At 68.8% G+C, this 19,972-nt stretch carries 15 protein-coding genes; 7 read left to right on the forward strand and 8 right to left on the reverse strand.

What is annotated here, in order from left to right:
• Positions 1–7 precede the first annotated feature (7 nt).
• From GA0070561_RS12300 to GA0070561_RS12310, 3 genes are read left to right on the forward strand one after another with little or no spacing between them, the layout of a single operon-like run.
• Complete coding sequence (locus GA0070561_RS12300) at positions 8–2,065, forward strand: N-acetylmuramoyl-L-alanine amidase (protein ID WP_091399772.1); 2,058 nt, start codon at positions 8–10, stop codon at positions 2,063–2,065.
• 15 nt (positions 2,066–2,080) lie between these two features.
• Positions 2,081–3,073 carry an alpha/beta hydrolase gene (locus tag GA0070561_RS12305; RefSeq protein WP_091399773.1) on the forward strand — a complete coding sequence of 331 codons (993 nt, stop codon included), beginning with the start codon at positions 2,081–2,083 and terminating at the stop codon, positions 3,071–3,073.
• A gap of 21 nt (positions 3,074–3,094) precedes the next feature.
• Positions 3,095–3,805 carry a DNA alkylation repair protein gene (locus GA0070561_RS12310; protein WP_091399775.1) on the forward strand — a complete coding sequence of 237 codons (711 nt, stop codon included), beginning with the start codon at positions 3,095–3,097 and terminating at the stop codon, positions 3,803–3,805.
• Here the strand turns inward: GA0070561_RS12310 and GA0070561_RS12315 are convergent.
• The gene (locus GA0070561_RS12315) at positions 3,802–6,081 is read right to left on the reverse strand and encodes an LLM class flavin-dependent oxidoreductase (protein WP_091399777.1); all 2,280 of its coding nucleotides are present in this window, start codon (positions 6,079–6,081) and stop codon (positions 3,802–3,804) included. The genes GA0070561_RS12310 and GA0070561_RS12315 overlap by 4 nt on opposite strands.
• Positions 6,082–6,225: 144 nt before the next feature.
• Between GA0070561_RS12315 and GA0070561_RS12320 the strand changes: the two genes are divergently transcribed.
• Positions 6,226–6,750 carry a MarR family winged helix-turn-helix transcriptional regulator gene (locus tag GA0070561_RS12320; protein ID WP_091399779.1) on the forward strand — a complete coding sequence of 175 codons (525 nt, stop codon included), beginning with the start codon at positions 6,226–6,228 and terminating at the stop codon, positions 6,748–6,750.
• A 63-nt stretch (positions 6,751–6,813) separates the two neighbouring features.
• Here the strand turns inward: GA0070561_RS12320 and GA0070561_RS12325 are convergent, their stop codons facing one another.
• On the reverse strand, positions 6,814–7,716 hold the full coding sequence (locus GA0070561_RS12325) for an SAM-dependent methyltransferase (protein WP_244166167.1): 903 nt from the start codon (positions 7,714–7,716) through the stop codon (positions 6,814–6,816).
• A gap of 135 nt (positions 7,717–7,851) precedes the next feature.
• Between GA0070561_RS12325 and GA0070561_RS34695 the strand changes: the two genes are divergently transcribed.
• From GA0070561_RS34695 to GA0070561_RS12340, 3 genes are all read left to right on the forward strand, one after another.
• Positions 7,852–8,367 (forward strand): DivIVA domain-containing protein, encoded by a 516-nt coding sequence (locus GA0070561_RS34695; RefSeq protein ID WP_091399781.1) that lies wholly within the window; start codon positions 7,852–7,854, stop codon positions 8,365–8,367.
• Positions 8,368–8,481: 114 nt separating this feature from the next.
• The gene (locus GA0070561_RS12335) at positions 8,482–9,417 is read left to right on the forward strand and encodes a hypothetical protein (protein WP_141710365.1); all 936 of its coding nucleotides are present in this window, start codon (positions 8,482–8,484) and stop codon (positions 9,415–9,417) included.
• Between the two features lie 177 nt (positions 9,418–9,594).
• Entirely contained in the window at positions 9,595–11,292 is a 1,698-nt protein-coding gene (locus GA0070561_RS12340; protein WP_091399784.1) for a cellulose binding domain-containing protein, read from the forward strand.
• 100 nt (positions 11,293–11,392) lie between these two features.
• Here GA0070561_RS12340 and GA0070561_RS12345 read toward each other — a convergent pair whose 3' ends face one another.
• From GA0070561_RS12345 to GA0070561_RS12370, 6 genes are all read right to left on the reverse strand, one after another.
• Positions 11,393–12,379 carry a LacI family DNA-binding transcriptional regulator gene (locus GA0070561_RS12345; protein ID WP_091400230.1) on the reverse strand — a complete coding sequence of 329 codons (987 nt, stop codon included), beginning with the start codon at positions 12,377–12,379 and terminating at the stop codon, positions 11,393–11,395.
• Positions 12,380–12,491: 112 nt separating this feature from the next.
• Positions 12,492–14,219 (reverse strand): IlvD/Edd family dehydratase, encoded by a 1,728-nt coding sequence (locus GA0070561_RS12350; RefSeq protein ID WP_091400233.1) that lies wholly within the window; start codon positions 14,217–14,219, stop codon positions 12,492–12,494.
• 87 nt (positions 14,220–14,306) lie between these two features.
• The gene (locus GA0070561_RS12355) at positions 14,307–15,191 is read right to left on the reverse strand and encodes a carbohydrate ABC transporter permease (RefSeq protein WP_091399786.1); all 885 of its coding nucleotides are present in this window, start codon (positions 15,189–15,191) and stop codon (positions 14,307–14,309) included.
• The gene (locus GA0070561_RS12360; protein WP_091399787.1) at positions 15,192–16,133 is read right to left on the reverse strand and encodes a carbohydrate ABC transporter permease; all 942 of its coding nucleotides are present in this window, start codon (positions 16,131–16,133) and stop codon (positions 15,192–15,194) included.
• A gap of 72 nt (positions 16,134–16,205) precedes the next feature.
• Positions 16,206–17,546, reverse strand: coding sequence for an ABC transporter substrate-binding protein (locus tag GA0070561_RS12365; protein WP_091399789.1), 1,341 nt, complete (start codon positions 17,544–17,546; stop codon positions 16,206–16,208).
• A gap of 104 nt (positions 17,547–17,650) precedes the next feature.
• Entirely contained in the window at positions 17,651–19,834 is a 2,184-nt protein-coding gene (locus GA0070561_RS12370; RefSeq protein ID WP_091399790.1) for an alpha/beta hydrolase-fold protein, read from the reverse strand.
• Positions 19,835–19,972 lie beyond the last annotated feature (138 nt).

Below are 19,972 nucleotides of genomic sequence, written 5' to 3' on the forward strand. Positions count from 1 at the left end.
AGATCTCATGCGACTGACCAGGCGCACGTGCACCCTCTTCCTGGCGGCGGCGCTGGCCGGTCAGGTCGCTGTCGCGCCGGCCGACGCGGCCGGACCCGCGGCACCCGGCTCGCTCACCGTCGACTTCACCCGGGCCGCCGCCGAGTTCGACGTGCCCCGGGACCTGCTGGTCGCCGTCGCCTACGGGGAGTCCCGCCTGGACGGGCACGGCGGCCTGCCCAGTCAGGCCAACGGGTACGGGGTCATGCACCTGGTCAGCAATCCCACCCAGCACAGCCTGGAGCGGGCAGCCACGCTCACCGGCGAGCCGGTCGACCGCCTGCGCTCGGTCACCTCCGCCAACATCCGCGGCGGTGCGGCGGTGCTCCGCGACCTGGCCGACGACGAGGGGCTGCCCGGCGGGGCACGCGACCGGCTCTCCGCCTGGTATCCGGTGGTGGCGCGCTACAGCGCCGCCGTCGACGCGTCGACGGCCCGGCTCTACGCCGACCACGTCTACGACCTGCTGCGTACCGGAATCGCCGCCGGGCCGGTACGGGTCGCGCCGCGACCGCTCCGACCCGAACTCGGCCGCTACACGGGGGTCACCCCCGCGGGCGCCACCGGTGCGAACGTCGCGGCGGCCGTGCCGGAGTACGCGTCGGCCCGGTGGGTGTCCGCCTACGGCGGCAACTACCAGGCCGGCCGATCGGCGCGGATAACCACTGTGGTGGTGCACGTGACCCAGGGGTCGTACGCCGGCACGGTGAGCTGGTTCCAGAACCCGTCGGCGGGGGTGAGCGCGCACTACGTGGTGAAATCGAGCAACGGCGAGATCACCCAGATGGTGCGCGAGGGCGACACGGCGTACCACGCACGCTCGGCCAATCCGTACGCGGTGGGCATCGAGCACGAGGGATTCGTGGACAATCCGGCCTGGTTCACCGACGCCATGTACCGGTCGTCCGCCGCGCTGACCCGCTACCTCTGCGACAAGTACGGGCTGCCGAAGACCCGTGCGTCGATCAAGGGACACAACGAGCTGCCCGGCAACGACCACACCGACCCCGGGCCGAACTGGAACTGGAACTGGAACTACTACATCTCCCTGGTCAACGCCGGTGGCTCGGGGGGCCGCTATCTGGCGGGGTCACCCACGGACTTCACCGGCGACGGCCGGGACGACATCGTGAGCTTCACGCAGGGCAGCCTCAACGACGTCTACGTGGCCACCTCCACCGGCAGCGCGTTCACCGGTACGTCCGCCAAGTGGAACGACTTCTTCGGCCTCAACGGGGAGACCCTGCTCAGTGGCGACGTCAACGGCGACGGCAAGGACGACGTCGTCGCGTTCACCCACGGCACCCTCGCCGACGTGTACGTGGCCCTCTCCACCGGCACCAGCTTCGGCGGTGGCCTGAAGTGGCATGACTGGTTCGCGCCGGGCGCGGAGGTCGGTGCGGTCGGCGACGTCAACGGCGACGGCCGCGACGACATCATCGCGTTCACCCACGACACGAACGCCGACGTGTACGTGGCGCTCTCCACCGGCACGGGTTTCGGCCCCGGCCTCAAATGGCACGACTACTTCTCCATCCCCGGCGAGTTTCCTGCCCTCGGTGATGTCAACGGTGACGGCCGCGACGACATCATCACCTTCACCCAGGGGCCGCTCACGGCGAGCGACGTGATCGTCTCCCTCTCCACAGGAGGCGGATTCGGCGCGCCCCAGACGTGGCACGACCTGTTCGCCGTCGGCACCGAACAACCCCGCGTCGGCGACATCAACGGCGACGGCCGCGACGACATCGTCACCTTCACCTGCAACGCCGACGCCGACGTCTACGCCGCCATCTCCACCGGCACCTCGTTCGTCGGCACCACAGTCAAGTGGAACGACCTCTTCTGCCTACCCGGCGAGTTCCCCTACCTGGGCGACTACAACGGCGACGGCAAGGACGACATCGTCGCCTTCACCAAGGGCAGCTTCAACGACGTCCACGTCGGCCTCTCCACCGGCACCAACTTCCTCGGCGCCACCAAATGGCACGACTTCTTCGGCCTGCCCAACGAGACCACCTTCTGACGCAGGGAGACTCCAATGCTCGACGTACCCCCGCCCTCGTCGATCAGTCGGCGCCGGCTGATCGGTGGCTCGGCAGCGGCGGTCGCCGCCGGGCTGTTCGGCGGCGCCCTCGCCGGGTCGTCCGCCGCCCAGGCCGCCGGTGACGGGTACGGCCTGCGCATCGTCGACCGCAACGAGAACGGCGGCCGGCTGCAGTACTACCGCTTCGCCACCGACGCCATCGAGTGGGATCCGGGCGTGAACGTGCTGCTGCCCGACGGCTACCACAGCAGCGGCAAGCGGTATCCGGTGCTGTACCTGCTGCACGGCGGCAACGCCGACTTCCGCACCTTCCACCTGCAGGACAACATCGTCGGTCTGACCGCTGGCCGGGAGGTCATCGTCGTCATGCCGGACGCGTCGACCGGCTGGTACTGCAATCCGGTGACCAGCTTGGTCGGGCCCCGCAACTGGGAGACGTTCCACATCGCCCAACTGCTGCCGTGGGTCGACGCGAACTTCCGTACCTTCGCCGAGTACAACGGGCGTGCGGTGGCCGGTTTCTCGATGGGCGGCTTCGGTGCGCTGAAGTACGCGGCCAAGTATTACGGCCACTTCTGCTCGGTCAGCTCGCACTCCGGCCCGGCCAGTCTCCGCCGAGACTTCGGACTGGTCGTGCACTGGGCGAATGCCACCTCCGCCGCGCTGGACCTCGGTGGAGGCACCGTCTACGGGGTCCCGTTCTGGGATGAGGCCCGGGTCAACGCCGACAACCCGGTCCAGCGCGTTCCGAGTTTCCAGAACAAGCGGATCTTCCTGGCCGCCGGGACCTCCCCCGACCCGATCAACTGGTTCGACACCGTCAACGAGACCCAGGTACTTGCCGGTCAGCGCGAGTTCCGCGGGGCACTCGCCCGAGCCGGCATCCCGCACGAGTGGCGCGAGGTGCCGGGTGGGCACTTCTTCCGCCAGGATCTGTTCGTCCAGGACCTCAACGGAATGCTCGGACGCCTACGCCGCGCGGGCTGACCCCCGGTAGCGTCGACGGTCATGGCCACCAGCGTCGACGTGCGTCGGGAACTCGCCAGCCTCGCCGATCCCCGTCGAGCCGAGGCGTCGAGCCGGTTCCTCCAGATGGTCCCCGGTGGATACGGCGAGGGGGACCGCGCCCTCGGTGTCTCCGTGCCCGACCAGCGCACGGTGGCCGCCCGGTTCTGGCGCGACCTCTCGCTGGCCGAGACGACGAAGCTGCTCATCGAAGGCGCGCACGAGGAGCGGTTGACCGCGCTGTTCATCCTGGTGCGGAAGTTCGCCAGGGGCGACGAGCAGGAGCGGGGTCTTGTCTTCGACACCATCCTGGCCAACACCGACCGCATCGACAACTGGGACCTGGTGGACTCGTCCGCGCCGTACATCGTCGGCCCCTGGCTGCTCGACAGGGACCGGAGCGTCCTGGACCGGTTGGCCGGGTCGAGCCTCGTGTGGGAGCGGCGCATCGCCATCATGGCGACCTTCGCCTTCATCAAGGCCGGTGACTTCGAGTGGACCTTCCGACTCGGCGACCGGCTGCTGCACGACCCGCACGACCTCGTCCACAAGGCGGTGGGCTGGATGCTGCGCGAGGTGGGCAACCGGGACAGAGCGGCGGAGGAGGAGTTCCTCGCCCGCCGCTACCGGGTCATGCCACGGGTCATGCTGCGGTACGCGATCGAGAAGTTCGAACCGCAGCGTCGCCGCGACTACCTGTCCGGCGCAATCTAGTCGACCGGCTCAGCCGGTGGGATGGGGAAGTTCCGGTTGAAGACGTTGTCCGGGTCGTAGCTGGCCTTGATGGCGCGCAGCCGACCGAGGGTGGGCTCGGGCCAGGCATCCAGCAGTCGAGCCGGATCGGTGTCGCTCTCGAAGCTGAGATACAGGCCGTCGAGGTACGGGTACAGCTCGGTCCACAGTTTGTCGAGTTGGGGCCGGCGGTCCGGGACCGTGGCGGCGAGTACCGAGAAGTTCTGCTCCCGGTGCGGGTAGGCGGTCGCGTCGCGGGCGACGTCGTTGACCGCCCCGCCGACGGATCGCAACTGCATGATCATCACATCGCCGGAATGGATCATGTTTTCCATCAGGTCGGCCGCCTCCGGTGTGACGTGGTGCAACAGACCGCTGCGGGTGTCCCTCAGCCCCTGCCCCCGATGCTGGTTGCCCGGCGGCACGACGATCGCCGGGTACGGCACGAGCTGCGCCTGCTGGTCGAGGATCGGCCCGATCTCCAGGAACGGGCTCAGGGCGGCCTGCGCCGCCTCGACGTCGTCACCGGCGTAGACGAGGGTGACCTGGGCAGCCGGGGGGTTGCCACGGCGGCCGGGAAAGAGGGAGAGGAAGCTCGTCAACTCCCGTGGCGCGTCCTCGACCAGTTGACCCCACCAGCGCAGCAGTCCGGCGGTGTCGGTCGCGTCCGCGACGAGCTGGGCGTAGACGACCTTGTCGACCTCGTACGCCTCCAGCTCCAGCGCGGTGACCACACCGAAGTTTCCACCGGCGCCGCGGACGGCCCAGAACAGGTCGGGGTGATGCGCGTCGTCGACGCGGAGCAGACGGCCGTCCGCGGTGACGATCTCGGCGGCGACGACGTGGTCGATGGTCAGGCCGTGCCTGCGCGCCAGGTATCCGACGCCGGCGGTGGTGGCGAGACCACCGACGCCCACGTCTCCGTAGTCGCCAGAGCTCATGGCCAGGCCGTACGGGCCCAGCGTCTGGGCCACGTCGCCCCACCGGGCACCCGGCTCCAGCCGCACCCGACGGGTCGCCCGGTCGAGCACCTCGACCTTGTTCATCCTCGACATGTCGATGACGACTCCCCCGTCGTTCGTCGACCGGCCGCTGATGCCGTGCCCGCCGCTGCGCACCGACAGCGGGACATCCTGCGTCCGGGCGTACGACACGGCGTCGACCACCTCGGCGGCGTTCTGCGGACGGATCACCAGGGCCGGCGAGCCGTGCCAGCTGTAGGTGTGGCGTACCCGCTCGTACTCCTGGTCACCGGGCTCGACGGACCTGGCGGCCAGCGACGGCGGCAGCGCGTCGTAGTCGAGGCCGGGGTGCCGCTCGGCCAGCGCGACGGTCGTGCGGACCGGCCCGGTGCCGACCTCACCCCCGGCGCGCTCCCTGGCGACCGCCTCCCGCAGTGCGGGGGCGATCTCCTGCCCGAGGGTCTGAATGAGGCGTGGGTCGTCGCGCCCGATCAGGAAGGTGCTGAACCCCTCCTCGAGGACCAGCGGAAGGAGTTGGTCGACCCACTGCTCGACAGGCCCCTGGAGGAAGCCGCGGCTGCGCGACGAGACGTCGACAGTGAACAGGTTGAGCAGCCGCCGAATCTCCCGGGGCTCGCGGCCCGCGTCGATGGCCGCCTCGTCGATGAGCCGGTTGGCGGTCACCCGGTCCGGAGATCGCAGGTATTCCAGCGTCGGCAGCCAGCCGTTGGCCTTCTGGCCGGTCAGGGCCAGCATCTTCGGCTGGTACGCCCCGAGCCAGATGTCGATGTCGTGTGCCGGCTTCGGGCCGCGCTGCATGCCGGGTACGGGGTAGTACTCCCCGTCCAGCCGCAGCGGTCCGGTGGCGGTGTCGTCCCAGACGCCGCGCAGGACGTCGATCGCCTCCCGCAGAGCCGCGACTCCCTGCCCCGCGGTCAGCCGACGTGCCCCCATGCCCTCGATCCCGTCCCAGAACGCGCCGGCGCCGAGGCCCAGTTCGAAACGGCCGTGCGACAACCGGTCCAGGCTCGCCGCGGCCCGGGCCAGCACGGCCGGCGGGCGCAGCGGCAGGCTGAGGACGTTCCCGGAGATCCGGAGCCGCTCCGTGCGGGCGGCGACCCAACTCAGCAGGGTCCAGGTGTCGAGGAACTCCGCGTTGTACGGGTGGTCCTGGAAGGTGACCAGGTCCAGCCCCGCAGCCTCGGTCAGCTCGGCCAGCGCCACCACCTGATCCGGGTCGTGCACGCTGGGTGTCAGGAACGACCCAAACCGGAGTTCGTGCCCGTAGTCCGACATTGCTTCACCATCCACGCGATCGTTTGATCAACCTATCATGTTCTGTGCCTATCGTTTGTCAGACAACCTATCTTCGCCGCCAATCATTCCTGGGCTGCCGCGATGTCTGATCATGATCAACGCACCGGCCACTAGCATCGGGACATGTCCGTGACCGATCCGTGCGAACTGCCGGCCGACCGCAAGCGCGGCTCGAACTTCGGTTGGTCGCTGGGCATGGTGCTGCGCCGCTGGCACGAGCGCGTCGAGGAGCTGCTGAAGGACCTGCCGCACGGCAGCCGGGGCTACCACATCCTGGCCGTCGTCGTGCACGAAGAGGTGCCCACGCAGGGTGCCCTGGCCGCTCGCCTGGCCATCGACCGCAGCGTGCTGACCTACGTCATCGACGACCTGGCGAACGCCGGTCTCATCGAGCGTAGGCCTGACCCTCAGGACCGGCGGGCCCGACGGGTCGTGGCCACCGAACGCGGACGCCAGACGCTCGCCGAGGCCGAGCGGCGGGTCGCCCACGCCGAGGACCACGTGCTGGGTGGGTTACCCGAGGAGCAGCGCGAGGTCTTTCGCGACCTCGCCGGCCGGGCCGCCGAAGCGATCCACGCCGCCGCACCCGCCACGGACCCCTGCGTGGCTGCGCAGAGCGTCCTTCCGCCAGCCGACCAGACCAGCTGACCGTCCGTACCGCACGGCGGCGTAGCCACCCACCCTGGTGGCTACCGCCGCCGCAGGACAGCGTCAGCGCTTACGGCCCACCCCGCCGAAGGCGTCGATGTCGGCCGGCGTGTCGACCGCGTCGTCCGGCCGCCACTGCGGGCACGGCACGACGCCGGGCTCGACCAGCTCCAGGCCGTCGAAGAAGCCGGCGATCTCGTCGGGCGAGCGCAGGGTGTACGGGGTCGCGCCACTGTCGTTGTAGTCGTCCTGCGCCTGCTGCATCTCGGCGCTGATCAGGCTCGTGCCGTCGTTCAGCGAGAGGTAACTGCCGCTCGGCAGTGCCGCCACCAGCTGCCGGGTGATCGAACGGGCCGCCTCGTAGTCGGGCACGTGACCCATGACGCCGCTGAGGATGAGACCGATCGGCTGCGCGAAGTCCAGCGTCTTGCCGGCCTCGGCGATGACCGCGGCCGGGTCGTGCAGGTCGCCGTCGATGTAGGCGGTACTGCCCTCGGCCGTGCCCACCAGCAACGCGCGGGCGTGCACCAGCACCAGTGGGTCGCTGTCGACGTAGACGATCCGCGCGTCCGGGGCGATCCGTTGGGCGACCTCGTGCGTGTTGTTGGCGGTCGGCAGCCCGGTGCCGACGTCGAGGAACTGGCGGATGCCCGCGTCGGCAGCGAGGAACATGATCGAGCGAACCAGGAACTGCCGAGAGGCCCGGGCCACGTCGACGACGCCGGGGAAGACCTGGCGATACTGGTCCCCGGCCTCGCGGTCCACAGCGAAGTTGTCCTTGCCACCGAGCCAGTAGTTCCAGATCCGCGCCGAATGCGGCACCGACGTGTCGATCTTCTGCTGCACGTCAGCCTCAGCAGCCTCGGGCCGGCCGGTCGTCGGCGATTCCATGGTCACGACGAAACCCCCCATGTCGAACGCGTAAGCGACGTCGTCGCGGGACGGCCCGGTCGAGGAAGTGGCCACCCGTGACCGTGCCACGGTATAGAAGGCCGAGGATTCACACCACACCCGGTCACTCCACACCAGACCGAGTCAGGTTGACTCGCTCGCCATGCTGGAACGGGAGACCCAGTTCCCGTACCACCTGAGGAGGACCCCATGCGCAAGCCGGTCAAGACCGCAGCAGTCCTCTTCGGGCTGGGCGTCGGCGTCGCGGTCGGCTCATCCCTCGGGCCGGACGCGGTCTGGCCCGGAGTCGCGGTCGCCGCGCTCGGAATCGGGCTCTCCCTGATCGGTACGACAGAGTCCGACCTGGTGGAGGACGGCCTGGCCAACCGCGACGAGGCGACCGGCGTGGCCGGCGACGGAACGGCGACGGGCACGGCGGGCGTCGCGAAACGGCAGCGGTCGAGCCCGGACAGGCCGACACTCAGCGGCCTGGGCACCCGGGTGGAGCAGATCCTCCAACTCGCCGAGAAGCAGGCCGACGACCACCTCAACGCCGCGAAGCTCGACGCCGAGAAGACGGTGAGCGCCGCCCGCCGGGAGGCGGAGACGATCGTGAACCGGGCGCACGAACAGGCAGCCGGCATCACTCACACCGTCCGTGATCCGCGTTCGGCACCGCCCACCTCGGCGCTGTTCGGGTCCGACGACCCGACCCAGTCCGGATAGCGGGCGCCGCCCACGCTGATCGCCGCCCGCACCGTCGGTACGTCCCTCATGCGAGGGAGCGTCTTCCCCTGTCAGCGGGGCCTGCCCACTGCGGGACACCGGCAGGATCGGTACATGACGACATCGACACGGATCGTCGGGCGGAGCCTCCATGGCCTGACGTACGCAGTGCTCGGCTGGGCCGTGGCATACGGGGGCGTGCGTCTGGCCTGGACGGTCGGTGAGGCTCCGGAGTTCGGGCGGCTCGGGCTGGACCTGCTCGGCTTCACCGGCTGGTGGTCGGTGGCGTTGTGCGTGGCCGCCGGCGGGCTGGCGGTTGCCCTGGACCGGGTGGCGACCTGGCGGCCGGCGCTCGCGGGGCTCGCCTGGACGGTCGCCGGAGCGCTGGTCGCGGCAGCCGCGATCCTGCTGCCGGAGCTGGTGGGTTTCCTGCTGTTCACCGTAGGCCCGTTCTTCGACCCGCTGGCGTTCGTCAGCCGGCTGGCTTGTGTCACCGGAGCGGTACTGCTCGCCCTGGCCACCGCGCGCTATCAGCGGCGCACCCGGGGCGACTGCCCAGCCTGCTGCCGGACGGTCCGACCGGGCACGCGGCGCTCGGCGCCCGCGCGGTGGGCGCGCTGGGCGGCGTGGGCCGCTGTGGGCGGTCTCGTGACCCGCTTCGCGGCCCAGTTCGTGGTGGGGTTCGACCGCGTCGACCAGAGCGCCTCCCTGCTCGGGTTGGAGATCGGCCTGGTGCTGGCCGGAGTGCTGTTGCCGCTGGCGCTGGTGTACCACTGGGGCGAGGTCTGGCCGGGTTGGGTGCCGCTGCTGGCCGGGCGCACCATTCCTCGTCCGGTGCTGCTGGTGCCCGGCTTCGGGCTCGGAGCGGGCATCGTGGCCTACTTCGGCATGGGGATGGTGCAGGTGACGTCGGGCTCGCACAGCGAGTTCTCCGACGCGTTCCTGTGGGTGGCGATGTCGGCGTACCTCGTCATCGGGCTGGGTCTGCTCGTCGCGTCCACCGACTACCACCTGCGCAATCGGCGGCAGTGCGGCACCTGCGGCCGGTGACGGCACCGTTGGCACCAGGTCCGATCGCATTGACAGGATTCGTTATACGAATTAGCTTTCTCGGATCAGGCACCTGGGAGCGCTCCCAACTATTCACCGCCCCGACCATCGCTGAATCCGACCGCAGACGAGCCCTCCCGAGGCGTGGAATGCCACCACCATTTCAGGAGGAGCTTCATGAGAAGAAGAGTGACCAACGCCGCCCTGGTGTCGGTCGGTGCCGTCCTGCTGGCGTCGGCAGCGGTCGCCGTGGCGATCCCGGCGGGGGCCGCAGCCGCCGGCTGTTCAGTGAAGTACGACGTGTCGTCGCAGTGGCAGGGCGGCTTCGGCGCCAACGTCGCCATCACCAATCTCGGTGACGCGGTGACGAGTTGGACGCTGACCTGGAACTACAACGCCGGACAGACCGTCACGCAGGCGTGGAACACAACGCTGACGCAGAGCGGCACCACAGTCACCGCCAAGAACGTCAGCTACAACGGGGCCATCCCGACCAACGGGACCGTCTCCTTCGGTTTCAACGGCTCGTGGACCGGCAGCAACCCCGATCCGAGCACCTTCACGTTGAACGGGGTGGGCTGCACCGGTGGCACCGAGCCAACCCCACCGCCGACGGACCCGCCGCCCACCACCCCGCCGCCGAACGGGCCGGCGGACATCACGGTGAACAGCGCGACCAGGTACCAGACGGTCGACGGCTTCGGGGCCGCGCAGTCGATCTGGGGTAGCGCCTGGTCGACGACGGACACCCAGACGCTGGTCGGGATGGGTGCCAACCAGTTGGGACTCTCCATCGTGCGGACCGGCCTGTCGCCGGAATCCAGCGAGTGGGCGACACACGTGAACTCGTTGAAGACGGCGAAGTCGTACGGGTCCAACGTGAAGATCCTCGCCTCGCCCTGGACCGCGCCGGCGGCGTGGAAGACCAACAACAGCCGGGTCAACGGCGGCAAGCTGAAGACCGACTACTACGACGACTACGCCAACCACCTGAACAGCTACGTGCAGTACATGCGTGGCCAGGGCGTACCCATCGATGTCACGTCGGTGCAGAACGAGCCGGACTGGCACCCGGACTACGACTCGATGGACTGGAGCGGCACCGAGCTGCGCACCTTCGTCCGCGACCAGGGCACCAAGGTGCAGAACACCAAGCTGATGGTGGCCGAGGCGGTCAACATGAACTACGGCTACACCGATCCGACCCTCAACGACGCGACCGCCCGCAACAACATCGGCTACGTCGGCGGGCACCTGTACGGCACCGAGGAGTCGGGCCGACTGCGGCCGTACTCGCTGGCGGAGCAGCACAACAAGCCGGTGTGGATGACCGAGTGGAACCTGCACGCCGCCGACGGTGGCGGCTCCAACATCTGGGGCAACCCCGCCAACGCGGCGGTCTGGAACGAGACCCTCGACGACATCATGCGCACCGTGCACAAGTCGATGGAGGCCAACTGGAACGCCTACATCTGGTGGTACGGCAAGCGCTACTACTCCTTCATCGGTGACGGCGAGTCGGCGTTCGGCACCGTCGCGGGCGCTCCGCTCAAGCGCGGGTACGCCTTCTCGCAGTACGCGAAGTACGTCCGCCCCGGCTACCAGCGCGTCGCCCTGACGAAGAGTTCGAAGGCCTCACCGCTGGAGGTGACGGCCTACCAGGGGGACGGGAAGATCACCCTGGTGATCCTCAACCGCTCGAACAGCGCGGTCAACAACGCCGTGATCCAGGCCCCGCAGAACGTCAGTCGGGCCGAGCACTACCTCACCTCGCAGAACGCCAACGCGGCCAGCCAGCCGACCAGCGTGAACGGCGGCCAGGCCACCATCAACGTCGGCGCCCGCAGCATCTCCACGCTCGTCTTCACCCTCTGAACACCTCGTTCGCCACGAGCACCATCGACGTCGCGGGAGCCCCGGCCACACGCTGGGGCTCCCGCCCGTCGGCGGGCAGCCGGTCCAGATCGTCGGCTGTTCAGGTAGCGGTCGGCGGCGCCGTGCTCTGCCGCACCACGAGCTTGGGCACGACCAGCGGCAGACGCTGCGGCACCGTGTCGTCGATGGCCTGGGTGACGGCGGTGATGGCCCGCCGACCGACCGCGTCGAAATCCTGCTGGATCGTCGTCAACGGCGGGATGAGGTAGGGCGCCTCGGGCACGTCGTCGAATCCGACGACGGAGACGTCGTGTGGCACCCGCCGCCCACGCTCGTGCAACGCGCGCAGTACACCGATGGCCATCTGGTCATTGGCGGCGAACACCGCAGTGGTTGCGCGCATCGCACCGATTCGCAGCCCGGCGGCGTAGCCGCTGTGCGCTCTCCAGTCCCCCTCGACCGGCTCCGGCGGGCGTAGGCCCGCGGAACTCATCGCCTGACGCCAACCTTCGAGGCGAGCGCGGGCCTCCGCCCAGTTGAGCGGACCGCTCACGTGCACGATCTCCCGGTGCCCGAGGTCGAGGAGGTGCTCGGTGGCCATCCGGGCGCCGAGCACCTGGTCGACGCCGACGGTCACGCTGGCCCTGGACAGATCGCCCTCCACGACGACGAAGGGGACACCCGAGCGCGTCATCCGCACCACCTCGAGGGCCTCGTCGTTGCCGGCGATCATCACGACGCCCTCCACGCCGACGCGCATGAGGTGTTCGGTGGCGTCGCTGAGCGCCCGTACCGTCACCTCGGAGAGGCTCACCGAGGTCGCGAAGTAGCCGGCCGCGCGGGCGGCATCCTCGACGCTGCGGTGGATGCTCGTCGGACCGAACAGCGTCCTGGCCGTGCCGATGATGCCGATCATCCCGGACCGTCCGCGCACCAGCGCGCGGGCGGCCGTGTTGGGGCGGTAGTCGAGCCGTCGGATCGCCTCGAGGACCCGCTCCCGCGTCTCGCGCCTGATGCTGGGCGCCCCGTTGATGACCCGGGACACCGTCTGGTGTGACACGCCCGCCAGGCGAGCGACGTCGGCCATGACCGGGGGCCGGTCGGCCGCTGTCACAGCGGCCTTTGCGTGAACTCGCACTGGCGGGCCGTCCGTTCTTCCATGGAATCAGTTCCTCGTGGGCCTCGTCCGATCGTGGCCGTCAGTGTGAGTGACGAGGCACCGCGCTGCCGCTGCCACCGACCAGAAAGTCGAGGTCCGCACCGCTGTCCGCCTGGAGGACGTGCTCGCTGTAGAGCCGTACCCAACCCCGGTCGGCCACCGGCTGCGGAGGCTGCCAGGCGGTGCGGCGTTGGGCCAGTTCCACGTCGTCGACCAGGAGGTCCAGCCGGCGCGTCGAGACGTCGACGGAGACCAGGTCGCCGGTGCGCACCAGCGCGAGAGGGCCACCCACTGACGCCTCCGGTGCCACGTGCAGGATGCAGGTGCCGTAGCCGGTGCCGCTCATCCGAGCGTCGGAGACCCGCACCATGTCCGTGATGCCCTCGGCGAGCAACCGTCGTGGCATGGGCACGTTGCCCACCTCCGGGAAGCCGGGGTAGCCCCGTGGTCCGGCGTTGCGGACGACGATCACCGTGTCGGGCGTGACGTCGAGGTCCGGGTCGTCGGCGGCGACGACGTACTCCTCGATCCGGTCGAAGACGAGCGCCGGACCGGTGTGCGTGAGGAGGTGGGCGGAGGCGGCGGAGACCTTCAACACCGCTCCGGACGGCGCGAGCGAGCCGCGCAGCACCACGGTGCCCGAGCCGGCGGGCTGGAACGGCTCCTCCAGGGTGCCGATGACGTCCCGGTTCCAGCACTGGGCGCCGTCGACGTTCTCCGCCACGCTCCGACCGCCGACGGTGATGTGGTCCATGTGCAGCAGCGGTGCGAGTTCCTTCATCACCACCGGAAGGCCACCCGCGTAGGCGAAGTCCTCCATCAGGTACTTCCCGGACGGCATGAGGTTGACGAGCATGGGCACGTCGGCGGTGAGGGTGTCGAAGTCCTCCAGCGACAGGGGGACACCGAGGCGTCCGGCGATCGCGAGCAGGTGTACGACCGCGTTGGTGGAGCCGCCGATGGCGGCGTTGACCCGGACGGCGTTCTCGAACGCCTGCCTGGTGAGCACCGAGGACAACCGTTGGTCCTGTTCGACCATGGCGACGATCCGGCGTCCGGCGGCGTGTGCGAGCGCGTACCGCCGGGAGTCGACCGCCGGCACGGCGGCCGCCCCCGGAAGCTGCACGCCCAGCGCCTCGGTCACACAGGCCATCGTGGAGGCGGTACCCATGGTCATGCAGTGGCCTCGGCTGCGGGACATGCCGACCTCCGCCTCGGAGCAGTCGGCCGCGGTCATCCGACCGGCCCGCATCTCCTCGGTGAAGCGCCAGACGACGGTGCCCGAGCCGATGTCCTGGCCGCGGAACTTGCCGTTGAGCATCGGGCCGCCGGTCAGCATCAGTGTCGGCAGGTCGACGCTCGCCGCTCCCATCAGCAGGCCGGGGGTGGTCTTGTCACAGCCGGAGAGCAGGACCACCCCGTCGAGCGGGTTGGCGCGGACCGACTCCTCCAGCTCCATCGCCAGCAGGTTGCGGTAGAGCATTGTCGTGGGTCGCATCAGCGGCTCGCCCAGGCTCATCGCCGGGAACTCCAGCGGCAGGCCCCCGCTCTCCCACACGCCCCGCTTCACCGACTCGGCGAGGTCGCGCAGGTGGGCGTTGCAGGGTGTCAGCTCCGACCAGGTGGTGGCGATGCCGATCACCGGGCGACCGTCGAAGACGTCGTCCGCGAACCCCTGGTTGCGCATCCAGGACCGATGGATGAACCCGTTGCGGCCTTCCGCACCGAACCACTCCCCGCTGCGCAGCGGTCGATTCGTCGTCGACATCAGCACACCTCTCTGTCATCCGTCCGGCCGCGTCCTGCGCGGCGATCAATGCGCGTGTGGTGAATTGGCTGGCGGCGTCGGCGCGGCCTACCGCAGACCTCCGACGGAGAGTCCGCCGCGCCAGTGTCGTTGCAGGCTGAAGAACGCGATGATCAGTGGGATCACGGACACCAGGGAGCCCAGGATGATGAGGCTCCACAGCGAGGTGGTTCCCGCGTTGTTCGCGGACGCGATTCCCTGCCAGAGACCAAGACCGACGGTGACCGGAAAGAGCCGGTTGTCGGAGAGCATGGCCAGCGGCAGGAAGTAGTTGTTCCAGGACGCCACGGCCGACAGGAGCAGCACGGTGACCACCGCGGGACGCATCAGCGGAAGGGCGATCTGAATGAACGTCCGTATCTCCCCCGCGCCGTCGACCCGCGCCGCGTCCAGGAGTTCGTCGGGCACCGCGTCGCGCGCGTACACGTGCATCAGGTAGACGCCGAACGGGTTGAGCAGCGACGGGAGGATCACCGCCCAGACCGTGTTCGTCAGGCCGAGCCGGGAGAACATGATGAAGGTCGGGATGACCAGGGCGGTGGCGGGCACCATCAGCGCGCCGAGCACGACGGCGAAACTGAAGCGTCGGGCGGCGAACCGGTACTTGGCGAAACCGTAGCCGGCCATGACCGCCAGGACGGTGGCGCCGACTCCGCCGGCGATGGCGTACAGCGTGGAGTTGAGGATCCACCGCAGGTAGATGCCACCGTCGTAGGTGAAGAGCTGCCGCAGGTTACCGAGGTAGTCGATCTGGTCGGTGAACCAGAGGGTGTTGCCGCCGCCGAACAGGCCCGGCGCGTCCTTGGAGCTGTTGACGATGACCCACCAGAACGGTACGAGGAAGTAGATCACCAGGAAGCCGAGGAGGATCTGCAGGGGGAGGTAGCGCTGCGGTCGGCGGGCGCCGGCGCGGACGCTGGTGTGGTCGATCATCTACAGGAAGCTCCTCCGCTTGCGGGTGAAGAACAGGAAGGCGTACACGCAGATGAACACGAGCCCGCCGAGGGCGAAGGAGATCGCCGACCCGTAGTTGAAGTTGGCGAGCGAGAACGCCTGTTGGTACGCGTACATGTTCGGGGTGAAGTCCGAGCCGATCGCGCCCGCGGCGAGGTATCGCAGGATCTGCGGTTCGTTGAAGAACTGCAGGGTGCCGATGAGCGAGAAGACCAGAATGAGGATCAGGGCGGGCGCGATCAGCGGGATCTTGATCCGCGTCGCGATCTGCCACCGCCCGGCGCCATCCATCCGGGCCGCCTCGTAGAGCGTCGGGTCGACGCCCTGCAACGCCGCGTACAGGATGATCATGTAGTAGCCGGCCCACTGCCAGGTGACGACGTTGAGCAGCCCGTAGAAAATGAGGTCACTGCTCAGGAAGTCGGGTGCGGTGGCGCCGAACAGCCCGAAGATGTCGGTGAGCGGGCCGAAGCCCCGGCTGTAGAGGAACCCCCACATCACGGCCCCGATGACGGTGGGGATCGCGTACGGCAGAAAGATCATGAGGCGGGAGAAGCGAGCGAACAGGGTGGTCACCGAGTCCAGGATGAGGGCCAACGCGAGCGCGAGGACGATCTGCAGCGGGATCGACACGAGCGAGAAGCGGATGACGAACCACGCCCCGGACAGGAAGCTCGGGTCGGTGAACGCCTTCACGTAGTTGTCGAAGAGAACGAAGCTGGTGCCGCCGATCAGCTTCTTCTGAAAGAGACTGAGGTACAGCGCGTACGCCAGCGGTGCGATGAGGAACGCCAGGAACACGATCCCGAACGGCCCGACGAAGAGCCACCCCATCAGGTGTTCGCGGAGGTGCACCTTGCCACGGATCTTGCGCGTCTCAGGCTGAGTACGCGGCGCTCGCTTCTCGGTCAGGGATGTCATCTTGGTCTCCGGGACGTGGACGCTGAGGGGGGCGGGTGGGCCGGCCAGTGCCGGCGCGGCCCACCCATCCGGTCACTGAACGGTGAAGCCTTGTTCCTTGGCGTACTTCGCCACGTCCTCCTGGAGCCGGTCGGCAGCCTGCGAACCGGTGACGGAGCCCTTGATGATCTCGCTGACCTGTTTCTCCATGGCGTCGAGGTAGTACTGACCGAACGGGGCGTACGCGACGCCCTTGTAGGCCTCGGCGGCGGGAAGGTAGACCTCCTTGTTCGCCTGCTGACCGTTGAAGAACGCCACCTTCAGGTCGACGAGCGCCGGGTCCTTGAGAGCCGTGAGGTTCAGCGGGAAGATGATCTGGTTGGTCCAGCCGTCAGTGAGCGACTCCTTGTCGGCGTAGAGCCCGTAGGCGACCTTCGCGGCCAGCTCCGGCTTCTTCGCCTGCTTGGTCACCGAGAAGGCCGACCCACCCCAGTTGACCTGCACCGGGTTGGCCGGATCCCACTGCGGCAGCGGCGCGACCGCGAACTTGCCGGTGTCCTGACCCTTACCGACACCCGCGCCGGTGAGGTAGCCGGGCGCCCACGCCGCCGAGATGTACGTCGCGTAGTTGCCATTGATGACGCCGGAGATGTACTCCGGGGTGAACTGGTTCTGCGTACCGACCAGGCCCTTCTTGGCGAGGCCACCCCAGTAGTCCAGCACGTCCTTGGACGCCTGGTCGTTGAGCTTCACCCCGATCGCCTTCGGCTGCGCCGGGTCATAGGTGAAGGGCGAGGCGCCCTTCTGGATCTGCAGCGCCATGGTGAGCGCCGGGACGTTCGCGCCGAGGTCCCCGAACAGCGGGCCGCCGGCGTCCTTGACCTTCTGGGCGGCCTGCTCGTACTCGGCCCAGGTCTTCGGCGGCGTGATCTTGTACTTGTCGAAGATGTCCTTCCGGTAGATCATCGCCACCGGGCCGCCGTCGACGGGGACGCCGTAGACCTTGTCGCCGACCGACACGTCCTTCCAGGCGCCCTCGCTGTAGTTGGCCTTGACCGCGTCGAAGCCGTACTGCTTGATGTCGACCAGCGCGCCCTGGATCTGGAAGGTCGGGATCCGGTCCGCCTCGACCATGATCACGTCAGGTGCGCCGGTGCCCGCCGAGATGGCGGTCTGGAACTTGTCGTACTCGTCGCTGCCCTGGCCGACGTTGGTCCAGCAGACCTGCACGTCGTCGTGCTGCTTGTTGAAGTTGTCGACGACCAGTTGGGTGTTGGGGTACCAGCCCCACATCGTCACGACCGGCACGTTCTGCTTGGTGATGGTGTTCGTGCAATTGCTCGCGTCGCTGCCGCCCTCGTCGGAGGAGCAGGCGACGAGGCCGGTCCCCGCCGCGAGCATGGCTACCGTGGCGAGTATTCGTCTTCTCTTCATTGAGATGGTTCCCTTCGGCGATGGCGGTGCACTGCATCCATGCGCTGGCGGGCGCCACCGGGAGCAGGAAGCCCTGCTCCCGGTGGCGTCGCCGGCGAAGGCTCCTAGCGCTTGAACAGACGGGGCGCCAGGTCGATGAGGTTCTTCTGCCACACGTCCCAGCCGTGCGGCCCGGGGGTGACCCCGTCGAACTCGTAGCGGATACCGAGGTTGTCCAACGTGGTCAGCGATGCCATGAAGCTCGGGTAGACGAAGTCGGTCTGGTCACCGACGTAGAGGCGCAGCATCTTGGTGCCGTTGTTGATCGCCGCCACGTCGACGCCGGTGCCGCTGCCGAAACCGGCCGAGAACGCGGCGACGTAGGCGAACTCGCCCGGGTAGGCCTTCAGCACCCCGAACGCCTGCCCGCCACCCATCGACAGGCCGGCGAGGGCCTGCTGCGACGGATCGCTGGAGATGTTGTAGCGGGCACGGGCCGTCGGAACGATGTTCTCCCGCAACTCGCTGTTGAAGTTCGACGAGTTGCCGTTGCCCATCACGACGACCATCGGCGTGAGGTCGCCGTCGAGGAACTGATTGTCGAGGATCTGCTTGGCGCGGCCCATCTCGACCCAGTCCGTGTAGTTCTGGCCGCCGCCGTGCTGGAGGTAGAGGACGGGGTACGGCTGCGTCCGGTTCGGGTCGTACCCGGGTGGGGTCCAGACCAGTGCGGTCCGGTCCTGGCCGGCCACCGTGCTGGTGTAGGTCATGCTCTCGACCTTCCCGCCACGACCGGCGGGTACGTCCGACAGCAGTCGGGCACCCGGCCCGGGGATGAAGAAGGTGCTCCACATCGGTTCGGTGGTGACAGTCGTCGGGTTCGAGGTGTCCTTGACCGCGACCCGGTCCACGATCAGCCGGTAGTAGTAGAACCAGGGCTTCAGCGGGCCCACGGTCGCCCGCCACCGGTCGCCGTCGCGGGTCAGTGGCAGTCGCAACCAGCTGCCGCCCGGCGCAACGTTCGCCCAGACCGTGACGTGCTGAGCGTCAGTGAAGTCCGTGGTGGTCTCGAAGGTGACGAACCCGCCCTCGCTGACGAAGGGCGTCGGGGTGGTGCCGGCCGGCGGCGGGGTGAACTCCCGCTTGAGCGGCTGGTGACCGGGGCTCGGCCCGTGGTCGGCCACGTGCCGGAACAACCGCGGCACGAAGTCGACGAGGTTCTCCTGCCAGGTGGTCCAGGTGGCGCCGCCATCCGGGTTGACCCCGTCGAACTCGAACCGGACGTCAGCGCGGGCCAACGCCTTCGTCAGCCGGTAGGTGGTGTTGTACGCGGGATCGGTGACGTTGCCCGTGTACAGGCGGAGCAGCTTGACGCCGCGGTTGATCGCCTTGGCGTCCTTCCGGTCGATCTCCGGAGCCGACGTGCCCGAGAACCAACCGACGTAACCGAACTGACCCGGCCTGGTGAGCGCTGCCTGCAACGCCTGCGTGCCGCCGTCGGACACACCCGCGATCGCCTGGTGCGCCGGATCGCGAAGGACCCGGTAGTTGTCGGTGACCGCCTTCCGGAGGTCCTTCAACTCCTTGTCGTCCGAGGCGTTGGCGTTGTTGATCACCACCACCATCGGGCTCATGGCGCCGGCAGCCGAGAGGTTGTCGAGGATCTGCTTGGATCGGCCGAGGTCGAGCCAGTCGGTGGCGGCCACACCGTCACCCGACTGCAGGAAGAGCGCCGGGTATCCCTTCGGGCCCTTGGCCGCGTAACCCGGCGGCGTCCAGACCAGGGCGGAGCGCTGCGCGTTCCTGGTCCGATAGGCCAGCGTCTCGATCTTTCCGCCGGTGCCGGCTGGCGCGTCGAGCAGCCACCGCGCCGAGTCACCCGCAACGAGGAAGGTGCTCAGGAGCGGGTTGGACGCGACACCGGTGCTGTTCGTCGGGTCCTTGATGGTTTTGGTGTCGTCGGCCGTGAGCTGGTAGTTGTACAGCCCGGGCTCCAACGCGCCGAGAACACCCGACCACACGTCACCCCGACGGGTCAGACCGAACTCCGCCCAACTGGCCGACGGACCGAAGTTTCCCTCGACGACGACCTGCGAGACGGTGCCCAGGTTCTCCTGCACGTACGCCGCCGGGACGGCGAAGGTGGCGTAGCGGTCCGCGGAGACGTTCAGCCACGGCGTGTCCGCCGCGGCTGGTTGCGGCGCGATGAGCACCGCCGCGGTGGCGATGACCCCGGCGGTGAACGCCGCCGAGAGCCGCCGGCGTACGCCCAGACGGCGTAAGCGCCCATGATACTGTTCGGTAGTCACACTCCACTCCTTTCATGTGCCGGCAGCGGATGCGACCCGACTGACCGGCTCAACTCAACGGTGGATCTGGCCGTGTGTGCTGCGTGCACCTCCTTCAGGCTGCTGCCCCGGGCACACCTGACCTGACCGCTTCGTCGG

This window comes from Micromonospora saelicesensis, assembly GCF_900091575.1.
In the GTDB taxonomy this organism is placed as follows: Bacteria; Actinomycetota; Actinomycetes; order Mycobacteriales; family Micromonosporaceae; genus Micromonospora; species Micromonospora saelicesensis.